18 protein-coding genes are annotated in these 24,311 nt (G+C 40.1%); 6 read left to right on the top strand and 12 right to left on the bottom strand.

Translation table 11 applies throughout. The features are described from left to right. Positions 1 to 4 precede the first annotated feature (4 nt). From NSTC745_RS30940 to NSTC745_RS30920, 5 genes are all read right to left on the bottom strand, one after another. On the bottom strand, positions 5 to 2,233 hold the full coding sequence (locus NSTC745_RS30940; protein WP_445634422.1) for a hypothetical protein: 2,229 nt from the start codon (positions 2,231 to 2,233) through the stop codon (positions 5 to 7). 569 nt (positions 2,234 to 2,802) lie between these two features. Further along, positions 2,803 to 3,561: an isoprenyl transferase gene (locus NSTC745_RS30935; RefSeq protein WP_445634421.1), complete on the bottom strand. Its 759-nt coding sequence runs from the start codon at positions 3,559 to 3,561 to the stop codon at positions 2,803 to 2,805. Between the two features lie 157 nt (positions 3,562 to 3,718). Further along, entirely contained in the window at positions 3,719 to 4,657 is a 939-nt protein-coding gene (locus NSTC745_RS30930; protein WP_445634420.1) for a ferritin-like domain-containing protein, read from the bottom strand. A gap of 315 nt (positions 4,658 to 4,972) precedes the next feature. Further along, positions 4,973 to 5,563, bottom strand: a complete 591-nt coding sequence (locus NSTC745_RS30925) for an NYN domain-containing protein (RefSeq protein WP_445634419.1) — start codon at positions 5,561 to 5,563, stop codon at positions 4,973 to 4,975. A gap of 232 nt (positions 5,564 to 5,795) precedes the next feature. Next, a complete protein-coding gene (locus tag NSTC745_RS30920; protein WP_445634418.1) occupies positions 5,796 to 6,473 on the bottom strand; it encodes a Uma2 family endonuclease in 678 nt (225 codons plus the stop codon). Between the two features lie 333 nt (positions 6,474 to 6,806). Between NSTC745_RS30920 and NSTC745_RS30915 the strand changes: the two genes are divergently transcribed. Both NSTC745_RS30915 and NSTC745_RS30910 read left to right on the top strand, forming a co-directional pair. Beyond that, positions 6,807 to 9,170, top strand: coding sequence for a tetratricopeptide repeat protein (locus tag NSTC745_RS30915; protein WP_445634417.1), 2,364 nt, complete (start codon positions 6,807 to 6,809; stop codon positions 9,168 to 9,170). A 214-nt stretch (positions 9,171 to 9,384) separates the two neighbouring features. After that, the gene (locus NSTC745_RS30910) at positions 9,385 to 9,924 is read left to right on the top strand and encodes a hypothetical protein (RefSeq protein WP_445634416.1); all 540 of its coding nucleotides are present in this window, start codon (positions 9,385 to 9,387) and stop codon (positions 9,922 to 9,924) included. Between the two features lie 275 nt (positions 9,925 to 10,199). Here the strand turns inward: NSTC745_RS30910 and NSTC745_RS30905 are convergent, their stop codons facing one another. Further along, positions 10,200 to 10,805 carry a TetR/AcrR family transcriptional regulator gene (locus NSTC745_RS30905; RefSeq protein ID WP_445634415.1) on the bottom strand — a complete coding sequence of 202 codons (606 nt, stop codon included), beginning with the start codon at positions 10,803 to 10,805 and terminating at the stop codon, positions 10,200 to 10,202. A gap of 156 nt (positions 10,806 to 10,961) precedes the next feature. Between NSTC745_RS30905 and NSTC745_RS30900 the strand changes: the two genes are divergently transcribed. The 3 genes from NSTC745_RS30900 (at position 10,962) to NSTC745_RS30890 (ending at position 14,181) form a co-directional block, all read left to right on the top strand. Continuing rightward, complete coding sequence (locus NSTC745_RS30900) at positions 10,962 to 12,152, top strand: ABC exporter membrane fusion protein (protein WP_445634414.1); 1,191 nt, start codon at positions 10,962 to 10,964, stop codon at positions 12,150 to 12,152. Positions 12,153 to 12,252: 100 nt separating this feature from the next. After that, on the top strand, positions 12,253 to 13,428 hold the full coding sequence (gene devC / locus NSTC745_RS30895) for an ABC transporter permease DevC (protein WP_445634413.1): 1,176 nt from the start codon (positions 12,253 to 12,255) through the stop codon (positions 13,426 to 13,428). 48 nt (positions 13,429 to 13,476) lie between these two features. Next, the gene (locus NSTC745_RS30890) at positions 13,477 to 14,181 is read left to right on the top strand and encodes a DevA family ABC transporter ATP-binding protein (RefSeq protein WP_445634412.1); all 705 of its coding nucleotides are present in this window, start codon (positions 13,477 to 13,479) and stop codon (positions 14,179 to 14,181) included. A 27-nt stretch (positions 14,182 to 14,208) separates the two neighbouring features. Here the strand turns inward: NSTC745_RS30890 and NSTC745_RS30885 are convergent, their stop codons facing one another. The 6 genes from NSTC745_RS30885 to NSTC745_RS30860 all read right to left on the bottom strand — a co-directional run bounded on the left by NSTC745_RS30885 (position 14,209) and on the right by NSTC745_RS30860 (position 22,899). Then, positions 14,209 to 15,807, bottom strand: coding sequence for a hydantoinase B/oxoprolinase family protein (locus NSTC745_RS30885; RefSeq protein WP_445634411.1), 1,599 nt, complete (start codon positions 15,805 to 15,807; stop codon positions 14,209 to 14,211). A gap of 118 nt (positions 15,808 to 15,925) precedes the next feature. Beyond that, complete coding sequence (locus NSTC745_RS30880; protein ID WP_445634410.1) at positions 15,926 to 16,741, bottom strand: TrmH family RNA methyltransferase; 816 nt, start codon at positions 16,739 to 16,741, stop codon at positions 15,926 to 15,928. A gap of 124 nt (positions 16,742 to 16,865) precedes the next feature. Beyond that, complete coding sequence (locus NSTC745_RS30875) at positions 16,866 to 17,693, bottom strand: YwqG family protein (RefSeq protein WP_445634409.1); 828 nt, start codon at positions 17,691 to 17,693, stop codon at positions 16,866 to 16,868. Positions 17,694 to 17,819: 126 nt separating this feature from the next. Beyond that, positions 17,820 to 19,910: a hydantoinase/oxoprolinase family protein gene (locus NSTC745_RS30870; RefSeq protein WP_445634408.1), complete on the bottom strand. Its 2,091-nt coding sequence runs from the start codon at positions 19,908 to 19,910 to the stop codon at positions 17,820 to 17,822. Positions 19,911 to 20,072: 162 nt separating this feature from the next. Next, a complete protein-coding gene (locus NSTC745_RS30865) occupies positions 20,073 to 20,672 on the bottom strand; it encodes a class I SAM-dependent methyltransferase (protein WP_445634407.1) in 600 nt (199 codons plus the stop codon). A 19-nt stretch (positions 20,673 to 20,691) separates the two neighbouring features. Next, the gene (locus NSTC745_RS30860; RefSeq protein ID WP_445634406.1) at positions 20,692 to 22,899 is read right to left on the bottom strand and encodes a CHASE2 domain-containing protein; all 2,208 of its coding nucleotides are present in this window, start codon (positions 22,897 to 22,899) and stop codon (positions 20,692 to 20,694) included. Between the two features lie 262 nt (positions 22,900 to 23,161). Here NSTC745_RS30860 and NSTC745_RS30855 point away from each other — a divergent pair, with 262 nt between their 5' ends. Continuing rightward, positions 23,162 to 24,049 carry a DUF4037 domain-containing protein gene (locus tag NSTC745_RS30855; RefSeq protein WP_445634405.1) on the top strand — a complete coding sequence of 296 codons (888 nt, stop codon included), beginning with the start codon at positions 23,162 to 23,164 and terminating at the stop codon, positions 24,047 to 24,049. Positions 24,050 to 24,311: the final 262 nt, after the last annotated feature.

Here is a 24,311-nt window from a genome sequence, read left to right as displayed (position 1 = left end):
TCCCTTATTTGATGCGGTGTAGTTTGACCTGAAAATCTTCACTGCCACTCACAATCATGGTTCCTTGATTAGTTTTCAAGTCGATACTATTGATTTTTTTTGAGGTTTGATAAATTGTTTGACCTTCTGCTGCTTTTGCTTTATCTAGTAGATGTTCTGGGGTTAAATACCAAACAACTACTCGTCCATCATCGCCACCGCTTACTAGCAGATTACCATCTTCACTAAATGCCAGACTACGCACAGATGTTTTCGAGGCTGACCAGCGGTCTAGTGGTTGGCAATTGAGTTCATTTAGTTGTACTTGGGGATTTTTCAAAATTTGGCAGCGATTTAAATTCCAAATCGTAATGTATCCCGCAGAATCAGAGGTTGCGAGAATTTTTTCTGCCGAATTAGGCACAAAAGCTAGTGCCCAAATATAGTCTTCACGACCGACTCTTTCATCGAATTTTTCCAGATTTTGCACTGATAAGTCTGGAAATTGTTTATTAGTTTGATTTTGATTCCACTGCCATAATATGAAGCGCTTAAAGTTTCCAGCAATTACAACAGTTGTGGCATCTGGACTGAGAGTTAAGGCGCGGACTTGGAAACCTGATAGTTTTAATCTACTTTGTACGTCGATCGCTTGCGGTTCTGGCAGAAAATCAGTATTGGACGTTGGTCTCGACCATAATCTAACTTTACCACTGCCATAACCACTAAATAAATTAAGAGAATTGGGGGTAAAAGCTAAATCAAAAACGCGATCGCCTTTTGCTTTTGGATCTTTAAAATCTTGAAGTTGGCTAATCTTAGCACCTGAGGGTACATCCCTAAGTTCAATTACACCATTATCTAAACCAACAGCAACACGGTTATTTTCTAATGGCATAAAGCGTAAGACTTCTACGGCGTCATCGGTAATAGCCATTAGACCTTTTGGCTGTTGCGCTTTATCGCAAGCCAGAGGCTGCCCGGTATATGTTACTCTGTCATCGGGGTCTAAGCGATCGCTGCCGATGCTCCAAAGTCTTAATGTGCAATCATCTGAACCACTGACAACAGACAAACCAATGCCACTGAAACGCACTGAGTTTACAGAACGCGTATGCATGACGCCCCTTGGTTGTATTATCCATGCTATCAGTGCTGCAAGGGCGGCGATCGCCGCTAATTGTAACCACAGAGGTATAATCGGCAAAACCCGCACTTCTAATGTCTGGGTGGCGGGGTCTGTACTACCTAGACGTTGGTCGGATAACTCTGATTTAGCCTCCAGCAACAAAGTTTTGCCTATTCCTACCCAAGGACGTTTTGTTTTAACATCGAGAATAACTTTTGTTGTTTCTCCTAAATTTAAATTGGCGATTTCAGGCAGCTTTTTAAAACTACATTTTCGTTCATCTCTACCTTGAACTTGCACATCGAGTTGCTGATTTAAGTTACTAGCATTTTTAAATAGCAATTCAAAAGCGGCTGTATTAGTTTTCCAATCAGGTAACCATGCCGATTTATTAGGAATTTTTAGCTGTTTTTCTGTAACGCTAAATTCTACAAAACCCACAGGCAAAACTTCAATATTGCCTTGAATACTAGTTGGGTAACCATTATTGCTAACAGCTTCAATGACAAAAGGATAGTTTTGACTCGGTGCTTGAACGACAGAAGGAGGTTGGCATTGGAATGTGACTTCTGCTAAACCACCAGGTTCTACAGCTAATCGTCGTTCTGCACTGTTAGTCACCCAAGAGGGATCGACGCCTGTAAAACGTAGCACCACATTTGTTGGTTGTTGGCTTAAATTCCGCACCCTGACTGGTATATCTACAGAATTGCGAGGATAAACTTGGAACTCTCGCACGGGTAATTCTAAACTTAAATGTGTTGGTCTATTGTCTCGCTCAATTTTTAGGCGCAGCACAAGTCTGCATTGTTGTGCTAATTGTGGTGAAAAAATCTTCACCATCAGGTTAACAGTGCCGACAAATCCGACTATGGGTGTATTGAAAATCAAGACTTGGAATATTGTACTACTGCCCGGTGGCTTAGCTGCTGCCACTTCTGGTTGAAGCCCATACCAGCGATATCCTGGGTTGCGAGTTTCTCCGGCTGCGGTAATTTCTATCTGAAAATTTACAAAGCGATCGCTGTCATTATTGACAGTTACCTCAAATGACGCAGGAGTATCGCCTGGACGAAAGGTTAGGTTTTCAGTTGAAAGGCTAGCACTGATACCATTTTTTTCCATATTTTTATTTATAATATTTATTTATATTCTCTACGATCGCCAGTATTAGAAAATTAATATTTGCGAAAACATTACCATAAGTCTTTTTGGCTTAATTATTGCAGTTTATATATTAAAATATATTTTGGGATAAATATCTCAATTGAGAGATATCATTTTGGCAAACAAATATTAAGTAGTATATTTATTAAGAATTAATATTTAAACCTCTTCCAAGTTGATAACTGGAGGTTTTTAAAAGGGAATAGGCAAAAGCGAACAGGGAAGGGTGCAGGATTTGGGAATAAAATCCGATTAGAAGAAACTAGGAATTTCAAGTAAACGTGGTTTAGGATTATTTTCCACAAACTAAAAAACCGGACTTTTGGGATAAAAAACGAGGTTTACGAGATAAAACCCCAAAAAGTCTGGTTTTTGATATAAATGATAAATATGATTCAGTTAGCTTAGTAAAATTACATAGATTTACTGATTTTTAAAGCACCAACTTACTAAATGATATGAACGGCAGAAAAATTACTCAAAGTTTTAGTCCCCTTTCGGGGAAGTGTAAGGAGAACTTGTGCGTACTAAGCTGAGATTGAAGTTTTAACTTGACCAAAACGGCGATCGCGCTTTTGGTAACTCAACAAAGCCTGATGCAATGCTTCTGTGTCAAAATCTGGCCAAAGGATATCAGTAAAATACATTTCTGTATAGGCCATTTGCCACAACAAGAAATTACTCAACCGCATTTCACCGCTAGTACGAATCAGCAAATCTGGTTCGGGGGTATCTGCGGTGTAGAGGTGTTTCTCGATCAGGCTTTCATTTACTTGTTCGGCGCTGAGTTCGCCTTGTTCTACTAGTTCGGCTACTTGACGGCAGACTTTTGTAATTTCGTTGCGGCTACCGTAATTGACTGCAACGGTAAAGTGTATTGCCTGATTGTTTAACGTTTCTGCCATTGAACGTTGCATTTGGCTTTGCAGAGATTTGGGTAGAACTGATAAATCTCCAATAAATGAAATTCGGACTCCTTCTTGATGCATCTGTGCTAACTCGCGGTGGAGTAATCGCTCAAACAAAAGCATCAGAAAATTTACTTCTTCAACGGGACGCTGCCAATTTTCTGTTGAGAAGGCGTAGGCTGTTAATGCTCTGATTCCCCAATGTTTGCAGCAACGTAACAGTTCTTTAAGGGTTTTTGCTCCTTGGCGATGTCCGGCGATGCGGGGTAAGCCTCGCTTGGTTGCCCATCGGCCGTTACCATCCATGATGACGGCGATGTGGTGGGGTAGGAGTTGGGGGTTTAAGTCGGTGGGTAATTGTGATTTGTCATTTGTCATTTGTGATTTGTCCTTTGTGATTTGTCCTTTGTCATTTGTGATTTGTCATTTGTTATTTGTGATTTGTCCTTTGTCATTTGTCCTTTGTGATTTGTCATTTGTCCTTTGTGATTTGTCCTTTGTCATTTGTTATTTGTTAATGACTAATAACCAATGACTAATGACTAATTTCAAATAAAGTTTGTAGGTATTTTGGGGTGAGGGTGTTGTTCCAAGTCCACAGGCGATGCATTGTGTAGGTGAAGGTGAAAAGGAGGGTGGTTTTGTTGGTTAATGACCAGGCGTTCCAGTTGAGGGTAGCCATCATACGGCGGAGGGTACGTATGAGGTTGTTGCGCTGATAGTTTTGAGAACGGGTTTTGATGAGGGTGCGTCCAATTCTGATTAACCCTGTATCTGGGAAAGCCCAAACTCCAAAGCCCCAGAATTTCGTCATGTGATTGATTTCGTCTTGTGCTAGTTCTTCGAGAACGTCGTGGAGTGCGCCTGTGGTATGAGCCATTAGCCAAAGATAAAGACAGGTTGCACCGTATTCTGTAGCAATGCGGTGTAAGCCGTGGCGATATAAATCTTCGTAAGGATCATCTGTCGGGAGGTAGCCTCGAACTGTGCGATGTTTGGCGGTAATTTTCTCGCCTGTAAGTTGGGTGTAAACCTTAATTAATGCTGGTGTGTGCTGGCGTTCTTCTTTTTCCCATAAGCCAAGTTCTAAAAGGTTGTCGTCTTCGCTGACTGTTCCGCCAACAAACCGCGCCATCTGAGGATGCAATTTTTCTAAATACTGCCGACTGGTTTGTGTGTAGCCGCGAATGGGGGCTTCTGTATCCATTGCACCTATCAAAATCGACAAAAATACTTCTGGTTCTATGCCGATGATTTGATTGCGATTAATTGTTTGCCAGTCGATGAGTTTCCAAGGACGCGGTTGGGGATTTTGAAACTGTATCGGTAAATCTTGCAAGCGATCGTGTAGTTTTTCAGCTGCAACATATCTATCTACCAGGTAACGAATGCGCTGCTGTGTTTGGAAATAGCCAGGACTGGGATAGCTTTGAGGTGCTGAGTCTTGTATAACTGGGCTGAGGGTGTGAAGCATAATTTTTATACTTTACTTTTTATCTCTTTGCCCAATAGCCTAAGCGATCGCACTTTGTTTTGTCAGTCGGCGAAAGTAGGGAGTTTTATCCGATGTAGTTACAAAAGTCGGGGAAAAAGTTGGTTATAGAAAATTTGTGTTTAAAACCTCACTCTTCTAGGGCGTTATAAACTTAAAAGAGAGAATTGCAGAGAATGTGGCGAAATTGTTAGAACAAGGGTAAATAAAAGTTGAGTAACAGGATAAATCATGAACGCTTATAAAACATATATCACCATTACAGATCTAAATTTCAAAAATGATAAAAAAAGGATATCAGTTAAAGAAAACAGTATCTAAATTAATTACTGCATCTGCTAATTGAATTAAATTAGAGTTGAAACCATTGGAAAAAGCTCCAATTAAAATTCTTTTCCCTTTACTAATAACTTCTTTAACGACAGGTAAGTAGTCACCATCCCCAGATAATAAAAAAACTGTATCAATATTATTTTGGTAAACATGGCTCAGTATATCAACTGTCATTTGTATATCTACACCTTTAGATTTAATCTCTTGTTTAGTTTTTTTAAAAATAACTGGATAAAGTGTTTGAGCTTTACCTGCTAATATTTGTATGTTTTTTAGATTATCAAAGACACTATTAAGCTTACGATCATCACCAACTAGTGAAGTATAATAGTAAGCTCTTATAATCTCATTATGATATTCAAGCTCTTCTATAAAATTTTTGAGAGGCGTCCAAATATAAACATCTTTATAGTGAAAGTGTATTTCAGGTTGTTTAGGAACAGAACCTTGAGTAATCATTGCCTGATAACGACAAACTAAATTCTCACCATCAATAAATAGCATTACTTTTTTATACGGTTTAAATTGATAGTTAGTACTTAAATAAGTAGTCATTTAATTTTTATTCTCTAGTTTGAAATTAGATTCAATTGTTATACCGTTTCTTTGTGAAGCTGCGCCAAACTCTTTCAAACTCTTACCTTGGCGCTCTTGGCGCTCTTGGCGTACTTGGCGGTTCGTTAAAAAAATTAAATGCATCTTCATACAGAATTGGTATTACATTCTAACAATGTAATGCTTGGCAAACCGTAAAAATTTTATCTTCAGTAATAAAAGCTACTTAGTCTTATGATAGTTCCCCAAATTGTTGACGATAACGCTCAAGTTGTTGTTGGGCTAATTCTAATTGTTCTTCTGGTGTCAGATAGCGCTTTCCTTGTCGGTCATACCAATACAAAACCTGACGCGGGATATTACCAGATACGTATTGCCCTCTACCAATTCCTAAACCGATTTCTGGCATCCAAAAAGGTTCGCCAATTTGTAGTTGATAGCTACCATCTACTAAGCGATAAACCTCAAAAGGTTGGCGACGGTCTCTTTGCCAATACTCTGGATTATAAATAACGTAGTAAAGTACCCCTAACTTGGCATAAGTGTCTAATTTCTTGTCATATTCTCCACCAGGAGTTAAAGAGACAATTTCTAAAGCAAGAATGGGTGGAATTTCGTTTTCTTCCCAAAGGACATAACTCTTACGCGATTTACCTGCTTTGCGGCGTTCTACACCCAAGCTCAAAAATCCGTCTGGAACAATTGGCACAAGTGGGCTGACGCCTGTGGTATGGTAAACGCCCATATCAACGCTGAAAAACCAATCATTACGGTCTGCCCAAATATATTGCAGCAAGAACAAAAGTAGATTGGGAATAAAATTCTGGTCTTCGTTATCCACTGGCGTATCGTCTGAACAAGGAAGTTCAGCACTGCTAGGCAAAGATTGACGGGGGTCTGATTTCACCATAAGTAATGATGGTGCTGAGGTGACCTAATATGAAGAAGAATTTAGAACTCAGAATTCAGAAGTCAGAATAAATAGTAGTCTAACTGGATGATAGCGCAGGGGTAGCGAGTCCGGTAGCGTCTGAAATATTGGTTTCAAAGCTTGCCTATTCTGAATTCTGATTCCTTTTTATTTTATTAGACCGCAAGGCTTTTATAGTTTCGCTTTTGAACCAAGGTCGAAAAAGTCGGGAAAAAAGTCGGATTTACAAAATCTTATCCGAAAATTTGACAAGCATAACTGTAGAGTGATTTATAGTTGTCTCTAAAGTCTGAACTATCCTAGTTGTTACAAATGGACGCCCAAGCAGCATTAGCATGGTTAGACACCATAGTTCCTGCTCAAACCGGGGAACGGTTGAGCGATTTGCAAAAAGTTATTCTTGGGCAAGTTTGGTTGGGTAGGAAATACTTGGATATCGCTCGTTCTTACGGTTGTACGGAAGGACACGCTAAGGATGCTGGTTCTCAGTTGTGGAAGTTGCTTTCTAAGGTACTGCGCCAGAAGATTACCAAAAGTAATTGTCGCGCTACTTTGGAACGGGTTCTGAGAAAAAGCAATACGATATCCAGTCTGATTGATTACTCTAGAACGCCACACGCCGCCCCAAAATTAGAGGATACCAATTTTATTGGACGAACAGAAGCGATCGCTCACCTGAATTCTTTGGTAAATCAAGGCTCGAAAGTCATTGTCATTCAAGGTGAAGGCGGTTTAGGCAAAACTACTCTGGCGCAGCAATATCTCCAAACTCAGGATTTTGAGTTTGTTTTGGAACTGCTGATGGCGAAGGAAATGCAAAACATCACTCCCGCCGAACGAGTTGTAGAGGAATGGCTCAAACAAGATTTTAATGAAGAACCTGGGGTAGAATTTGGCGTCAGTTTGGCACGACTCAAACGCCAACTGCACAATCGGCGGATTGGAGTGTTAATTGACAATCTCGAACCTGCATTAGATGGTAAAGGTGGGTTGATTGCTTCGCACCGCAACTATGTAGAGCTATTACGGATTTTAGCTGATGCTAGGGTGCAATCTGTGACTCTAATTACTAGCCGCGATCGCCTTTGCGAGCCTGGGCTAAATGTGAATCACTATCGGCTTCCTGGTTTGGATAAAAGTGCATGGCAACAGTTTTTTAGCAACCGTGGATTATCCATAGATTCGCCAACTTTAGAAATCATGCATCGCACTTATGGCGGGAATGCTAAAGCAATGGGGATTCTCTGTGGTTCGATTCAAGAGGATTTTGACGGCGATATGGCTGCTTATTGGCAAGAAAATCATGCCGATCCTCTAGCCGCAACCGATTTAAAAAATTTAGCAGTTAGTCAAATTAATCGTTTACAAAATCTCGACCCCCAAGCTTATCGTTTGCTTTGTCGTTTGGGATGTTATCGCTATCAAGATATACCCAGTATCTCATCTCAAGGTTTATTTTGTTTGCTTTGGGATGTTCCACCCGACCAACATCGTCAAATTATTACTTCCTTAAGAAATCGGTCTTTGATAGAGTGCGATAAAGGTAAATATTGGCTGCATCCAGTGATTCAAAAAGAAGCGATCGCTCGTTTGCGCCCCAGCGATGAATGGGAAATTACCAACAACAAAGCCGCAGAATTTTGGACAGATAGTATTAAAAAAATTGAAACTTTCAAAGATGCTTTGCAAGCTCTAGAAGCATATTATCACTACATCGAAATTCAGGAATTTGAGTTAGCAGGAAAGATTATTCTCAAAAGCCGAAATAATCAATGGCAGCAGTTTTTACCTCTTGGAAGTACGCTGTATCGTATGGGTTTAATTCAACCTATACTTACGGCAATTAATCGAGTTGTGAATAATCTAGAGAATCGCCAAAATCTCAGCGAACTTTACAATATATTAGGCGATTTCTACTGGATAACAGGTAAAATTAGTCAAGCGATCGCCTGTCAAGAAAAGACTATTAATTTAGCAACCCAAGCACTCAAATCTCTTGTACCTCAGCCAGAAAATAAGCATACAGTTTACTATCTCAGGATGCTTGAGGTAGATTCTTTATTAAGTATTGGTCTTTATCAAATAGATTTGTGGGAACTAGAAGCAGCCGCAAAGTTATTTCAACAAGTAATTTATCTCGCTCAAAATACTAAGCATCATCGCTGGGCAGAAAAAGCTTCAGTGTGTTTAGCTTTGGTATATTCTTATTTAGGTTTGCGTGATGCTTCTTATCAAATAGCAGATGTAGCTTATCAAAATATCACAAATCCAAAAGTAGTAGAACAGACTGGCAGATTTGCTTATTTTATCCAAATCTTGGGTCAAACATACGTCAATTTAGGAGATTTTGACCGAGCTAATCAAATGTTTTACCAAGCTTTGACTTTTGCAGAAGAAAGTCACTATATGCAGGTAAAAGCCAAAACACTTAATGGTTTAGCAGAAATACATCGACATCAAGCAGATTTTGAATTAGCTCTTGCTAATCATACAGAAGCAATCGAACTTTTGGAAAAAATCGGTGCTAAATGCGACTTGGCTGAAGCTTATTTTCAATTGGGTTTAACTTATCAAAAAATGGCAAAGCCTGATGAAAGTCAAATGAATTTAGATCGAGCAATCCAGTTATTTACTGAAATCAAAGCTCCAAAGCAAGTTGAAAGAATCCAAAAGTAAGAATTAAAAATTATTGTAAAACAGGCGTTGCATAAATCTAGACTTGAGGCTACAAAGTATTTGAGCGTCTCAACTTGATTTTTGTTGAGGCGATCGCTAGGAGTTAAGATATAAAGCTCAGAAATTTTCCGAGTTTTTACGCAGAGCTTAACAGCTAAAGTGTAGCTAAGATGTATCAAGTGTTAAATCGAGTTTGCTATTTAAGATTTTATATATGTTTTTAAAAGTTGGCAAAAATTTGGCTTTTATAGTTTTGTTAATAGCTTTAGTATTTGCTCAATTTGGTTGTAGACCTGTTGTACGACACACAAGAAGCCAATTATCAAAAAATACAGATGTTTTACATCAAACAGAACGACGATTATCAAGAAATTTACGTGCTACAAGAAAAGAAAGAAAGCAATTGCAAGAAAATCAGGCGACTTGGAATGCTGTTGTCAATGCTATTAATGCTGGTCTTCTTGTAAAGACAGAAGTTATGGCACGTAGAGATATACGATATAAACAAAAGAATCAAGTTTCGGTTAAAATTTCTATACCAGTAAATCAATCAGATAGTGTTACACAGGAATCAAAGCCATTGTATAAATTAAAGTATGCTTCTATTGATTGCCTAAATATAAATGATGATTCAGCAATCATACAAAGGAACAAGCTTAATAATGATGATTCCACATCACTAAATCCAGAAGACACAAAAAAATTAGTTGATTTTATTAGAGAAGCATCTCTTTCACAATGTCAAAAAACTTAACACTGGAATGAGCAGTCAAAAACCTGCCTTTGGCTTGTTGCTTATTATTTAGCGTTGATAAATTAGTAAATTCTCGTATAATCGAGCCTTTTTCTGTCATTTTATTTGAAACAAGATTAACTGCAACTCAAACAGTAGATCTTGGTGTTGGGTTACCCTGCGGGAAGCAAGCTACGTTGCTCAACCCAACCTACAAATTTATTCCTACCCTAATTGTTATCTCATTTAAATGAGAATCACTATATTAAGTTTGGGAATCAAAGTCTTCTGAATTCTCATTTAATAATTAATTTAACTAAATTATCGAGCAGGCGATCGCGTTCCATCGGCACGATATCGCCACTTTGCATAATATCTCGCAAAAGGACGAAATGAACGAGTGTCCCAACAAAAGCTCGCGCTGTAACTTCAGCATCGGGAAGTTCTAATTCTGGGTGAGAAGCTAGGTATTGCGTTAGAGCTTCCAGCATCGGTTTTTCAATGTTCTTGACAAATGCTCGCGCTAATTCTGGAAACCTCCCTGACTCACCAATAATAATCCTAAAAAATGTCAGAGCTTGCGGATCGTCTGCAATATGCTCCAGCATCCTATTTGCAAAGGATCTCAGCAAAGAAGCCGGATCGCCTTGAGCTGATTGGATTTGTGCTGAATTAAAAAGTTCTTTTTTGCAAGCTAATTGCTGCATCAATGCTGTAAATAAGCTTTCCTTATCGGGATAACGCCTGTATATCGTTGCTTTAGAAACACCTGCCGCCACTGCAATTTTATCTATTCTGGCTGCTGCATAGCCGTTTTCGAGAAACTCTTGCATTGCTCCATCCAGAATCATCTCAGTCTTTTCGGGAGATAAATCGCGCTCAATATTCTTAGATTTCCTCATGAGTTGATTTTACAGATAAACTAGCGAACCCATTAACTTAGTTCGTGTATATTTCCAGCATACACTTGACAGAACGAAACTGTTTCGTTTAATTTATAAATGTACGCGAAACGAAACTGTTTTGTATAGCTATCAGACGTAACTAGGAGCTTGCTAATGCTGCAAAACTTACCAGGTAGCGCTACCTCTGCTAAATCCCGTCAATGGTTTGGAATTGCTGCTAGCGCGTTGATTATTATTGGTGGAACTTCTGCTTATGTACTCTCGCGATCGCCATCAAATCAACAGGTACAAAATGCTAGCCCAGTAGTAAGTTCACCTGAAATCATCACAGTGACAGCCTTGGGACGATTGGAACCTCAGGGAGAAGCGATTAAATTGTCAGCTCCCACCGCCAATAACGGCAATCGAGTGGAAAAATTGTTAGTTAAGGAAGGCGATCGCATCAAGTCAGGGCAAGTGATTGCAATTTTGGATAATCGCGATCGCCTTTTAGCAGCATATCAGCAAGCGCAGGAAGATGTAAAAGTTGCTCAAGCGAAACTTGCGATTACCAAAGCGGGAGCTAAAACCGGAGAAATCAACGCTCAACGTGCTGAAATTGACCGTTTAGAAGCACAGCGGCAAGGAGATATTGATGCTCAAGTCGCAACGGTGGCTCGGTTAACATCAGAATTGACAAATGCACAGACACAATACAACCGCTATCAGTCGTTATATCAAGAGGGCGCAATCTCCGCAGCCGATAGAGACAGCAGACAGTTAACTCTAGAAACTGCTCAGAAGAGTTTGCAAGAGGCAAAAGCAGTCTTAGCGCGGATTCAATCTACTAGTCCAGCGCAACTCAATCAAGCTAGAGCAAATCTAGATCGGATTGCCGAGGTGCGACCGGTGGATGTGAAACAGAACCAAGTAGAAGTAGATCGCGCCATTGCAGCCATGAAACAAGCTCAAGCGGAACTGGATCGAGCATCAGTGCGATCGCCGATTGATGGTGAAATTCTGGAAATTCATACCCGCGCTGGGGAAGTGGTTGGCAGCGATGGGATTGTGGAAATTGGGCAGACTCAACGCATGTATGCGGTTGCTGAGGTTTATCAAAGTGACATCAGCGATGTGAAAGTTGGACAACGGGTGCGGGTTACTAACGATTCGATTCCTGGGGAACTGCTGGGAAAAGTTGAACGTATTGGTTCTCAAGTGAAACGGCAAACTATTGTTAATACTGACCCTAGTACTAATATTGATGCAAGGGTGGTTGAGGTGCATGTGGCTTTGGATGCTGCATCGAGTAAAAAGGCTGCTAAGTTTACTAATTTGCAAATTACGGCGGAAATTGAAAAATGATATTTTATCTCACGCAGAGACGCAGAGGCGCAGAGAGTAAGAGTTGAGAAGAGTTTTTTTTGAATTTCATAAATTCACCAATGTTTAATTACGAATTATTATGATTGGATTTATTCAGCAAGTTCAACGGCGAACTCCCCTTGGATGGCTACAACTGAGTAAGGAAAAAGGGCGTCTTTTAGTAGCATTATCGGGAATTGCTTTTGCTGATGTGCTAATGTTCATGCAGCTTGGCTTCCAAAGTGCATTGTACGATAGCAACACAAAACTCAGCCGCACTCTCAATGCAGATATTGTGTTAGTTAGTCCCCAAGCGCGGAATACACAGAATTTAGGGACGTTCTCACGGCGACGTTTGTATCAAGCAAAAGATATTCCGGGAGTCAAATCAGCACAAGCGTTTTATTCCAATACTATTACTTGGAAACATCCTGAAACTCGCAAAGATACATCTATGCAAGTGATTGGATTTGAACCGGAACAACCAGCTTTAAATTTGCCAGAAGTAAATCAGCAATTAAGCAAAATTAAGTTGCCGGATCGGGTGTTATTCGATCGCAATTCTAGAGGAAGTTATAAAGATGCGATCGCTCAAGTTGAAGAAGGAAAAATTGTCAGTACAGAAATTGAGCGCCATACCGTTACCATCACTGGATTATTTACATTAGGGGCGTCGTTTGGTGCAGATGGAATTTTAATTGGTAGCGACCAAACTTTCTTACATTTCTTTCCTCGCCGAGAAGCTGCTAGCATCAACCTGGGATTAGTTACACTGCAACCAGGTTACGATGCAAAGCAAGTCGCTACTGCATTAGACTCACATCTTCCCAATGATGTGAGAGTACTAACTAAACAAGAATACATCGAATTCGAGCAGAGTTACTGGCAAAAAGAAAGCCCGATTGGGTTCATTTTTGGATTAGGAACAGCAATGGCATTTGTAGTAGGTGTTGTCATTGTTTATCAGGTACTTTCAACTGATGTTAATACTCACCTTAAAGAATATGCAACTTTCAAAGCAATGGGATACCGCAATCAATACCTATTGGCGGTAGTTTTTGAAGAAGCAATTATCTTAGCGTTTTTTGGCTTTATTCCTGGTTTTATTTTACCAATTGGACTTTACAATCTGGCAGCAAAAGCAACTGCACTACCTATTTTAATGACATTATCGCGAGCAATACTCGTTTTAATTTTAACCGTTATTATGTGCGGAATTTCTGGAGCGATCGCCACTCGCAAGCTTCAATCTGCTGACCCTGCTGATATGTTTTGAAATTAGTCATTGCTCATTAGTCATTAGTGAATAATAAAGGGAAATATTATGAATAATAAAGTAGTAATTTCTATCAATAACCTGAATCATTACTTTGGTCATGGGCAATTAAGGAAACAGGTTTTATTTGACATTAATCTAGAAATAAATCCTGGTGAAATTGTCATCATGACCGGGCCTTCTGGTTCTGGGAAAACGACATTATTGACTTTGATTGGTGGACTGCGTTCTGCTCAATCTGGTAGTTTGAAAGTTTTAGATAGAGAACTTTGTGGTGCGAGTGCAAAAGAATTGACCTTAGCACGACGAAACAACGGTTATATTTTTCAAGCACATAATTTGCATAACAGTTTAACTGCTTTACAAAACGTCAAAATGGGCTTAGAACTACAAAACCATTTATCGTTAAAAGAGATGCAACAGCGTTCTGCCCAAATGTTAGAACACGTTGGCTTAGGGAATCGTCTCAACTATTATCCTGATGACTTATCTGGAGGACAGAAGCAAAGAGTTGCGATCGCTCGTGCCTTAGTCAACCATCCTAAAATTGTACTAGCTGACGAACCAACCGCAGCCTTAGATAGTAAATCAGGTCGAGATGTAGTCACTCTAATGCAGACATTAGCCAAAGAACAAGGCTGCACCATTCTACTAGTCACCCACGACAATCGAATTCTAGATGTTGCCGATCGCATCGTCAAAATGGAAGATGGCAAATTAACCAACAATGCAGTTTTAAGCGCAACCGCCTAAACCCTCAATTTCTCTCCTATCCTCCTCTCAGCGCCTCTGCGCCTCTGCGTGACCAAATCCCCCTCCCCCAGGAGTTTCTATTACAAAAACATCCCCAACATTCACCTCCACCGTTCCACTACTATCCAAACTTTCTTCACTGCCATTTTGACGCCGTATCCAATTGCGTCCAACTTTTCCCGCTTCCCCCCCATTTAACCCAAAGGGAGAAACCAGCCGATGTCCAGACAAAATATTCGCCGTCATCGGTTCTAAAAATCGGATGCGACGAACAACTCCATTACCCCCAGAATATTCACCTTTTCCACCACTATCGTCACGAATACTAAAACTTTCTAAAAGTACAGGATAACGCGTTTCTAAAACTTCTGGATCGGTCAACCGCGAGTTAGTCATGTGGGAATGAACAGCATCAGTGCCATCAAAATTAATTCCTGCTCCAGAACCGCCGCAAATAGTTTCATAATATTGATATCTTTCATTACCAAAAGTAAAATTATTCATCGTTCCTTGAGAAGCAGCCATCACACCCAAAGCACCATATAAAGCATCAACAATAGTTTGAGAAGTTTCTACATTACCTGCTACTACTGCTGCTGGATAAGTTGGATTTAGCATACAGCCCACCGGGATGATAATTTCTAAAGGATTAAGACACCCGGCATTGAGAGGAATATTATCATCAACTAAAGTCCGAAATACATATAGAACTGCTGCTTGAGTTACAGCTTTGGGGGCATTGAAATTACTATTTAATTGCCGATAAGTTCCAGTAAAATCAATAGTAGCACTGCGATTTTCTGGGTGAATTGTTACTTTTACTTGAATTTGTGCGCCATTGTCCATTTTATAAATAAATGAACCATCCTTGAGAACTGCGATCGCCCTTCTCACTGCCTCCTCAGCATTAGCTTGGACGAATTTCATATAAGCTTGCACAGTATCAAGTCCGTATTGCAAAACCATTTTCCGCAGTTCTTGAACTCCCCTTTCATTGGCAGCAATTTGGGCTTTGAAATCAGCTAGATTTTGGTCAGGATTTCGAGCAGGATAAGTATGATTTGCCAGGTGTTCTCTGACTGCGGTTTCTCGAAAATTACCTTCTTCAACTAAGAGAAAATTATCAAAAAGAATTCCTTCCTCTTCTATTGTAGTACTGTGGGGAGGCATAGAACCGGGGGTAATTCCGCCGATATCAGCTTGGTGTCCACGAGAAGCAACAAAAAAGATGGGCATTGGGCATTGAGCATTGGGCATGGGGCATGGATTATTTACGCCACTTTCCAAAAAAACAGGGGTAATTGCAGTTACGTCAGGGAGATGTGTCCCGCCATTATATGGATTATTTGATAAATAGACATTTCCTGGTTTTATGGTGTCGCTTTTATCGTTAATTAAACTGCGGACACTTTCACTCATTGAGCCTAAATGTACGGGAATATGGGGGGCATTTGCTACTAATAATCCAGAAGAATCAAAGATAGCGCAGGAGAAATCTAGCCTTTCTTTGATATTTACAGATGTTGCCGTATTTTGTAGAACAATTCCCATTTGTTCGGCAATAAATTGATAGAGGTTTTTGAAGATTTCTAAGCGAACGGGGTCGGGTTGAGATATTGCGTACATTTTTGATTCCTGTTTGTTTAAATTCAATGAATTACTTAACATTTGCTGATGTAAGTTAGGTTTAAGAAAAGTGCAACCCAACAAAACAATTGATTAATGTTGGGTGTCACTCCACACATCATGTTCTCGACCTATAAACCTCATACATTAAGAGGCTACCTGCTACAGCAAGATTTAGGGAGTCAACTGCGCCTACCATCGGAATCCTAACAAGATGCTGGCATAAGTCTCGCTGTTCTGGGGTTAGACCTTCGCGCTCTTCACCCAGGAAAAGAAGAGTAGAATTCGGGTAATTAAATTGATGAAATTCAGCCATTCCATCTGGTGAAGCACCAATTACAGGACAGCGATGGTTGCGTATCCAATGGCGGAGTGCAGAGTAGCTTGTGCGTACAAACTTCTGGTTAAAGAGCGAACCCATAGATGCGCGAACAACATCGGGAGCAAAGGGATCTACACTATTTTTGATGAAGATAAACCCAGCACCGCCAACTGCTTCTGATGTGCGAATCAAGGTTCCGAGGTTTCCTGGCGAACGAACGGTTTCCAGAACCACCCAGCATAAAGCAGGTTGCGGCGAGATATCGCGTAGCTTGAGCCAACGCTGACGGACTATTGCACCAACACCAGAAGCACGTTCGCTCTGAGAAACATGTCGAAACTGTTCCGGTGTAAGGCTGATGCAAGGAATACCAGAACGCCGAGATTGCCTAACTAATTTCCTTGCTACAGGTGCTGTTAGCAGTTTCTCACTAAACGCGATCGCCGAAATATCAAAACCGTTGTCAATTACTCTTACAAAGTTACGCACACCCTCAATGTAAAACAATCCAGAGGCGTCACGATGTGCGCGGTCAAATTGGAGCCTTTTAATTTCGGTTAGCGTAGCCTCAACGTCTAACCGTTCCTGGCTGGAACTATTAACACCAGCCATCCTCCTTGAGCAGAGCTACTTGGCTCTCTACATACAAAACTTGAATTAGCATGAAATATTGCGGAAACTTTACCGGAGACATCAACTTCATTGCGATCTATATTAGCATGTATTCTTTATATTTTTAAGATTCCCAGTCATAGATAATATCGCTAAAATCTAATTTTTTAAGGTCGTCTTTTAAAATGCGAAAATTACATACACCGTCTATCCAGTTAATACTTAACACATCATTAGATTCGCTAACCATTTGAAACAAAAGAATTTCTGGGTCTTGCTCAATTGCGTCTCGAAGAAATTTTGTCGTTTTTTCTTCTAGATGAACAGTATAAATTAATTCTGTTCTAATAGAGTCTGGGTAACCACCTATCTTACTACGCCAAGAATATGATAGATTTATATACTCGTCCGATATTCCTTCATTCGTATTTAATAGGTCAAAATAATCATCCCCAACAATTTCATTGATGCCACTGTAACTTATTGGTGCATATTTTTGAGTAAAATTTAAACTACAACAACCATCAATAAGATTGGTTTCTCTTTTAGGCAAAAAATCAAAGTTTGTGATTATATTTTCTACATTCAAGTCTGGTTCTGGAAAATATAAAACTCTAAATCCAGATTGGTCTGTTTGATTGTTATAGTTCAAACCATACGGAAATTCATAACTGATATAAAACTGCACGATACCCTGATTTGGAAAACTTTCCAATAGAGGTACTTCGGCAAAATTAATCTGTGCAATAAAAAATAAATAGTCACCTTTGGAACTTTTTGGATAATCAAAACCTTTTGGTAAATAAGGCAAACCACCAAATTTACTTTGCCACCAATCTACCCGGTCATTATTTTCAATTGTGACTTCAATAAAAGGCCGTATCGTCGCTTCAATTCTGTCGCGATAAGGTTCTAGTTCTGGAGGAATGGTAATGTACGGTTTATAATTCATATACTATTCATCAATATCAATATTTGACCAACTTTTGCTATTAAGATGTATACAAAAATTTTGAAATACTAATTTATCGCAGTATACCATCATTCCTATTTAAGATTGATTTGCCGTCCTTATTCTTTACCTTCTAGATAAAATTAAATGATTGCGTTCAGTTAATACTGCTTCCCAGTCAGGCTTAACTACAATCGTGCTAATTTTTTCAACAATAATCGCAGTTCCAGTAATTCTATCTTTTGGTTGTAAATCTTCGCGCCGATAAACAGGCGTATCATACCATTTTTCAGCAGTAAACATCTTGACTGTTTCAACAGGTTTGGGGGCTTCACTAATAGAACGGGTACGAGTGATTAAAGGTTCTTCGGAAGTATCAATCTTCTGAATTAGTTCCACAGAAACAGATTCGACAATTAAGGTTTTCTCTAATTGAATGAAACCATAGCGAGATTTATGTTCAGCTTCAAATTCTTGTCGCATTGCTGCCACTTCATCTGCAAAATTTACTGTCAAAATAGAGTTAGTACCCTCATATTTTAAGTTGGGTTTGCAGATTACTTCTACTTGACTACCTGCTTCTTTAATTTCACTTCTAGCTTGAGTTTCTAAAGATTTTATTAAGTGTTGTAATTGAGGAATTAATGCTGGAGTTAAAGGTTGCTCGACTCCTCCTTCTCTAATTGCCCGAACATCAGCTAATCCCATTCCATAAGCAGAGAGAACTCCAGCATAAGGATGAAGAAATATCTGTTTCATTCCTAAAGTATCGGCAATTAAACAAGCAACTTGCCCGCCTGCACCGCCAAAACAACACAGCACGTATTTAGTGACATCATAACCTCGTTGCAAGCTGATTTTTTTAATTGCGTTTGCCATATTTTCGACCGCGATCGCCATAAATCCAGCCGCTACTTGTTCTGGTGTACAATGATTTCCTGTAGCAGTGATAATCTCTTGAGCTAATTGTGTAAATTTCTGAATCACAACATCTTTATCTAAAGCTAAATTGCCATCAATTCCAAAGACTGAAGGAAAATATTGTGGGTGAATTTTACCTAACATTACATTAGCATCGGTAACCGTTAACGGGCCGCCACGACGATAACAAGCAGGCCCCGGAATTGAACCAGCAGATTCCGGCCCGACACGATAACTAGAACCATCAAAAAGTAAAATTGAACCACCACCAGCCGCAATAGTATTAATTGCTAATACCGGAACTCGCATCCGTGCGCCAGCAATTTCTGATTCTAATTGTCGTTCGTACTCTCCTTTAAAATGGGCAACATCTGTACTGGTTCCCCCCATATCAAAGGTAATTGCCAAGTCAAAACCTGCCCTTTTACTAGTTTGAACTGCGCCAACAATACCCCCAGCAGGCCCACTCAAAATACTATCTTTTCCTTGAAATTGTTCGGCTGCAATTAAACCGCCGTCAGATTTCATAAACATTAATTTTACTTGCGGTAACTGACTCGCTACTTGGTTGACGTAGCGGCGTAAAATAGGAGTTAAATAAGCATCGACTACTGTTGTATCTCCCCGGCTGACTAATTTCATTAAGGGGCTAACTTGATGAGATACAGATATTTGAGTAAAGCCTATTTCTTGGGCAATTGTGGCTACTTGGCGTTCGTGTTCGGGATAGCGATCGCTGTGCATAAAAACAATAGCACAACTGCGAATTCCTGTATGGTAAACTGCTTGTAAATCAAGTTTAACTTCTTCGATATTTACAGCAATTAATTCATTTCCTTTCGCATCATACCGTTCTTCTACCTCTATTACCTGTTCGTAAAGCATTGTTGGTAAAACGATATGACGAGCAAATATATTAGGACGATTTTGGTAGCCAATTCGCAGCGCATCTTTAAACCCTTTGGTAATCACAAGTACAACCCTATCGCCTTTTCTTTCCAACAGTGCATTTGTCGCTACAGTTGTTCCCATTTTTATTACTTGTATTGCTGCACTAGGAATAGGTTCCTTACTGGAAATGCCCAGAATATCCCGAATACCTTGAATGGCTGCATCTTGATATTGTTCGGGATTTTCTGAAAGTAATTTATAAACTATAATCCATTGCTGATTAGGCAGAGGAACAATTAAAAAACGTTCGGGATATTCTAAAAGTCCATCTATAATTGTTTGGTTGTTAGTAACAGCAACAATATCTGTGAATGTACCGCCTCTGTCTGCAAAAACTTTCAACATCGCTTTGCTTCCTCAATACTCTAAAAGTAGATTAACAATGAATGCGGCGTGTTTCTACTCCGGGTATAGCAAAATTTTAAGACAACTGTCGAAGTTAACCAGAACCTTGTAGAGACGTAGCAGTGCTACGCCTCTACATTCTTTTTCGGAGATGTCTTTTAGTTAAACCTTTTGAGCAATTATATAGACATGATTTTCAGGATATTGGTCATATTCAAGATGGCGACACGTGCAGTGATGCTCAGTTAGAATTTGTAGGAAAGCATCTACTCCCAAAGTGCTGTAGTCAAAGTTTAAACCTTGAAATGAGCCTGAAATCTCGCGGTTTGTATGTCCGCCGCCACAGGTTAACAGAAGTACTCCATCGGGTTCAAGAGCATCGCATAGCTTTTTCATAACAGGCTCTTGCATATCGAGCGGTAAATGAAAAGTGCTATCCCAAGCAGAAATTAAGCTGTAAAGTTTTGGAGGAATCCAACAGCAGATGTCTTCGGTGTAAAACTTGATATTTGGATGCAGTTGCTTGGCTAAATTTATCATTTCTGGGGAAATATCAAGTCCTTCAGCCTGAAATCCATGCTTGGATAAGATGTTAATAAAACGTCCACTACTTCCACACCCTATATCGATAGCTGAGTGGCGCTTAGAAGTAAATTTAATAGCTCGTTCTAATTGCGCGATTCCGTACAGCGAATCTTGATGCTTAATTTGCCACCATTGAGCAATTTTATCGTATCGGGCGGCTGTATTATTCGGATTCATAACGATACTAATACCTAACTCAATTAATAGAAATACGTTTTAAATCTTGTAAAACTGCGGCGGCTGATTGATAGCGATCGCTAAAATGATAGCAAACCATTTTATCTAAGATCGCTGCTAATTCTTCGCTGACTTGTGCTGTTTGTCGCCACATCACATTCCCCGTTTCTGGATCTGGATGCAGTTCCTGTGGTGGTATCCCAGTTATGGCTTGAATGCCAATCATTCCTAAAGCGTAAATATCGCTACACAAGCGGGGATGACCGGCAAATTGTTCTGGAGGCGCATAACCCCGCGTTCCGATGGCTACTGTTGCTAATTCTGTTTGTTCGCTACTCGGCGGCTGCATTAATTTCACAGCCCCAAAGTCAATCAATACTAATTGATTATCTTTAGCTCGTCTAATAATATTAGTTGGTTTAATATCGCGATGAATCACTCGATGTTGATGAACAAATCCCAAAACCTCTAAAATTTCTTTGAACATCCCAATTACAAATGATTCGCTTTTTAAGTTCTGCACAGGTGCTAATTCTTCACTTAAAGTGTGTCCTTCAATATATTCTTGAATTAAATAAAACTCTTGGTTATCTTCAAAATATGCAAGTAGTTCGGGTATTTGAGGATGTTTGCCTAAAGTTTCTAAAATTTCCGCTTCACTATTAAATAATCTGCGAGCAACTTGCAAAAATCTGCTATCTTGGCGGGCTGGCATTAATTTTTTCACAACACAAGTCGGATTACCTGGTCTTTGAGTATCTTGTGCTAAATAAGTGCGACCAAATCCACCTGCACCCAAGACTTTTGAAATTTGATAACGTCCGCCCAAAAGCAAATCGCCAGATTTGGTTGGTGGTGAATCGATTGTGTCAGGAAAATCAAGCTGCGAATCTGGAATTGCTGTTTTATCTTCTAAGAGTAAATTTAATTGGGCGATCGCTTCTTGTTGTTTTTCAACTTGCAGAATAATTATCTGACTCTGCCGCTGATTTTGATAATTAGTATAAGCGATAACGCCGATAATACTAAACGTTAAAGCCAAAGCAGAAGGAATTAACGGCACCCATCCGGCTTGAAGAAACAAAATAACGCAGATTCCCACCAATACAACTAGGGTTACCCCTCCTAGCGTCAACAAAACTAACGGATGTCGCCACCACCATGCTAAAGTGCTACCTAAAATTGCCCAGCCCCACACCCAAATTAATTCTACCCAGTCAGGCCAATACCAAATTAAAGCCCGCCCATCTAATACCGTACTAATCAGTTGACTGGCTATTTGTGCGTGAATAAATAGAGCAGGCATTCTCGCTGGTTGATCTGGTAAACTGCTGTAAGGTGTATAAAAGCTACCTGGAACCAAGTTAGCTGAGGTAGTGCCAATAATTACCAGACGGTCTTTAAATAAACTGGGATTAACGCGATCGCTAAGAACTTCTGTCAACGTCACCTGATGGGCGAGGTAATTGGGGTGACGATAATTTAATAGTATTTGATAACCATTGGCATCTAAATGTTGATAACTACCAGAATTAGGTTTTAGACGCTCAAAGATGGTTTTACCTAAGAGAAATTCTCCTGCGTCTGTGAATTCGTATTCAACCCCTTGTTTTTCCAAATACTTAATAGCAACTAGCGCCCCAAATGCAAATGGTGTCGTACATCTTTCGTCGGTAGAACGAGCAAATAGCAAGCTGCGGCGAAGGATTTGGTCGTTTTCATTATCGGGAACAACATCGCTAAACCCAACATTATCAATAGGAAAATTTGGGGGTGGTGGAATTTCAGATCTACCGACGCTGCTAAACAAGCAAGTACTAATAATATTTTCTTGACTTTGTTTGTTTGCTGCTAAAGTTTTATCTTGCGGTCGAAAAAGATATAAACCAACAATACGCGGTTGATAAGAATTGATTTTTTGTAACAGTCGATTAATTTTAGTATCTGACAGATTCCATTTTTCTCGTTGGAGATCTGCATCAGTGATTGTTACCAGCAAAATCCGTCCATCAGGTCCTTCCGTAGGACGCGATCGCAACATTTGGTCATAAACCCTCAACTCCCAAGGCTGCAACCATTTGAGTTCGCGAACTCCCCAAATCGAAGCCGTGACTGCTACACTGCTAACGAAAATAACTTGCAGCCAGCTATTGCCCAAGGAAGTTTTACCGGAATTTCGATCTTTAACAAACGGGACACGGAGTTTTTCTAAAAGTCCACTAATCACAACGTTGCGGCGTTAGCCTCAATAGGTAGATTCCTCTAATTTAATCTAGCAATTTACCTAATGATTCGAGGGAACGGGGAACGGGGAACCCATATATTCTCTGATGCAATGATAACTTTGAAAATATGAGGAATAGAACAGGTCAACAATCCGCTTGCACAACAACCGTATTAGCGTTATCTATTGGGAGTGAAAGGTTATCTGCGGCGGGTGAAGCGAGTCTTTAGCCTGCTGCACGCTGCATTGTTTCAGCGGAGGAAGTATGATTTTCAACATGAGTGAACATAGTGTATGGCGGATTTCTTTGGCTCACAAAATCGCTCCTGCTTTCACTGCTAACTCCAAAGTTGCAGCGTGTTTTGTATTTGGCTCGGCAGCATTAGGTATTTCAGATCGATATTCTGACCTGGAATTAGCCTTTATCTGGTCACAACTACCGTCTGCCGAAGAATTACAAGCCACAGCACAAAAGGTTGGTGTCAAAGGTTGGGAAATTGAGCCGTATGGGGAAGCGAAACAGGGATGGTTGGCGCAATTCTACCTATACGGCATGAAAGTCGAAGCAGCTCATTGGGCGCGAGATACGATGGACAACATCATTATGGATGTGATTGAGCGTTACGATGTGTCGCAAAACGGGCTTGTGTTTGAGAAGCAAGCCATAGCCTCTCATATTCAACGCGGGGTTATTCTTTACGGCGAGGATATTATCAAACATTGGCAAACTCAGCTTTCTCCTTATCCTGAAGAACTTGCTATTGCAATGATTCAAAAGCATCTGAAATTCCGCCCGTTCGATGGTCAACAAATTCTGACCGAACGCCTTGAGATTCCGATGCTGTATGAAAACAAATGCACCATTGTGCGATGGCTTCTCAACTTGCTGTTCGGGCTAAACCGCATATATCATCCCGGTTTCAAGTGGACACGTTACTGGGTTGAAGTAATGAGCATCAAACCGCCTGAGTTTTTTGCGCGGTTAGAGCGTGTTTTTCAATCTGATGCCGCAAGCGGAACCCATGAGTTACGACAACTTGTGGAGGAAACCTTCGACCTTGTAGAGCAGCACTTGCCGCAAGTTGACCTCAAGCCGCAGCGTCAAACGTTCAATCGGCTTAATCCAAAGTGGAATTTGCCTGTCACAGACTAACTTTAAAGAACGTAGATTTTGGAAGTAGTTGATAACTGCTGCGTCATAGCTTATATCTTGCACCTCTGGGGATAAAGCATTAATAGGCAAGTAGGAGTGTAAAAAAGTGACTTCAGCAGTGAGTAGGTGTTTAAGTAAACAAAAACCCCTTTACAACGGCAGGGTTAGGGAGGGGTAATTCAATGACTGGTAGTGATTCCATAACTTGTGTGTACGCGGTAGCTTGCCAAGGGGAGGGTGCCGTTAGGCGGGTGGGGTATCT

The organism is Nostoc sp. DSM 114161, assembly GCF_052692665.1.
The sequence above is the reverse complement of the archived record's forward strand: the minus strand, read 5'-3'. Positions and strand labels throughout refer to the sequence as shown.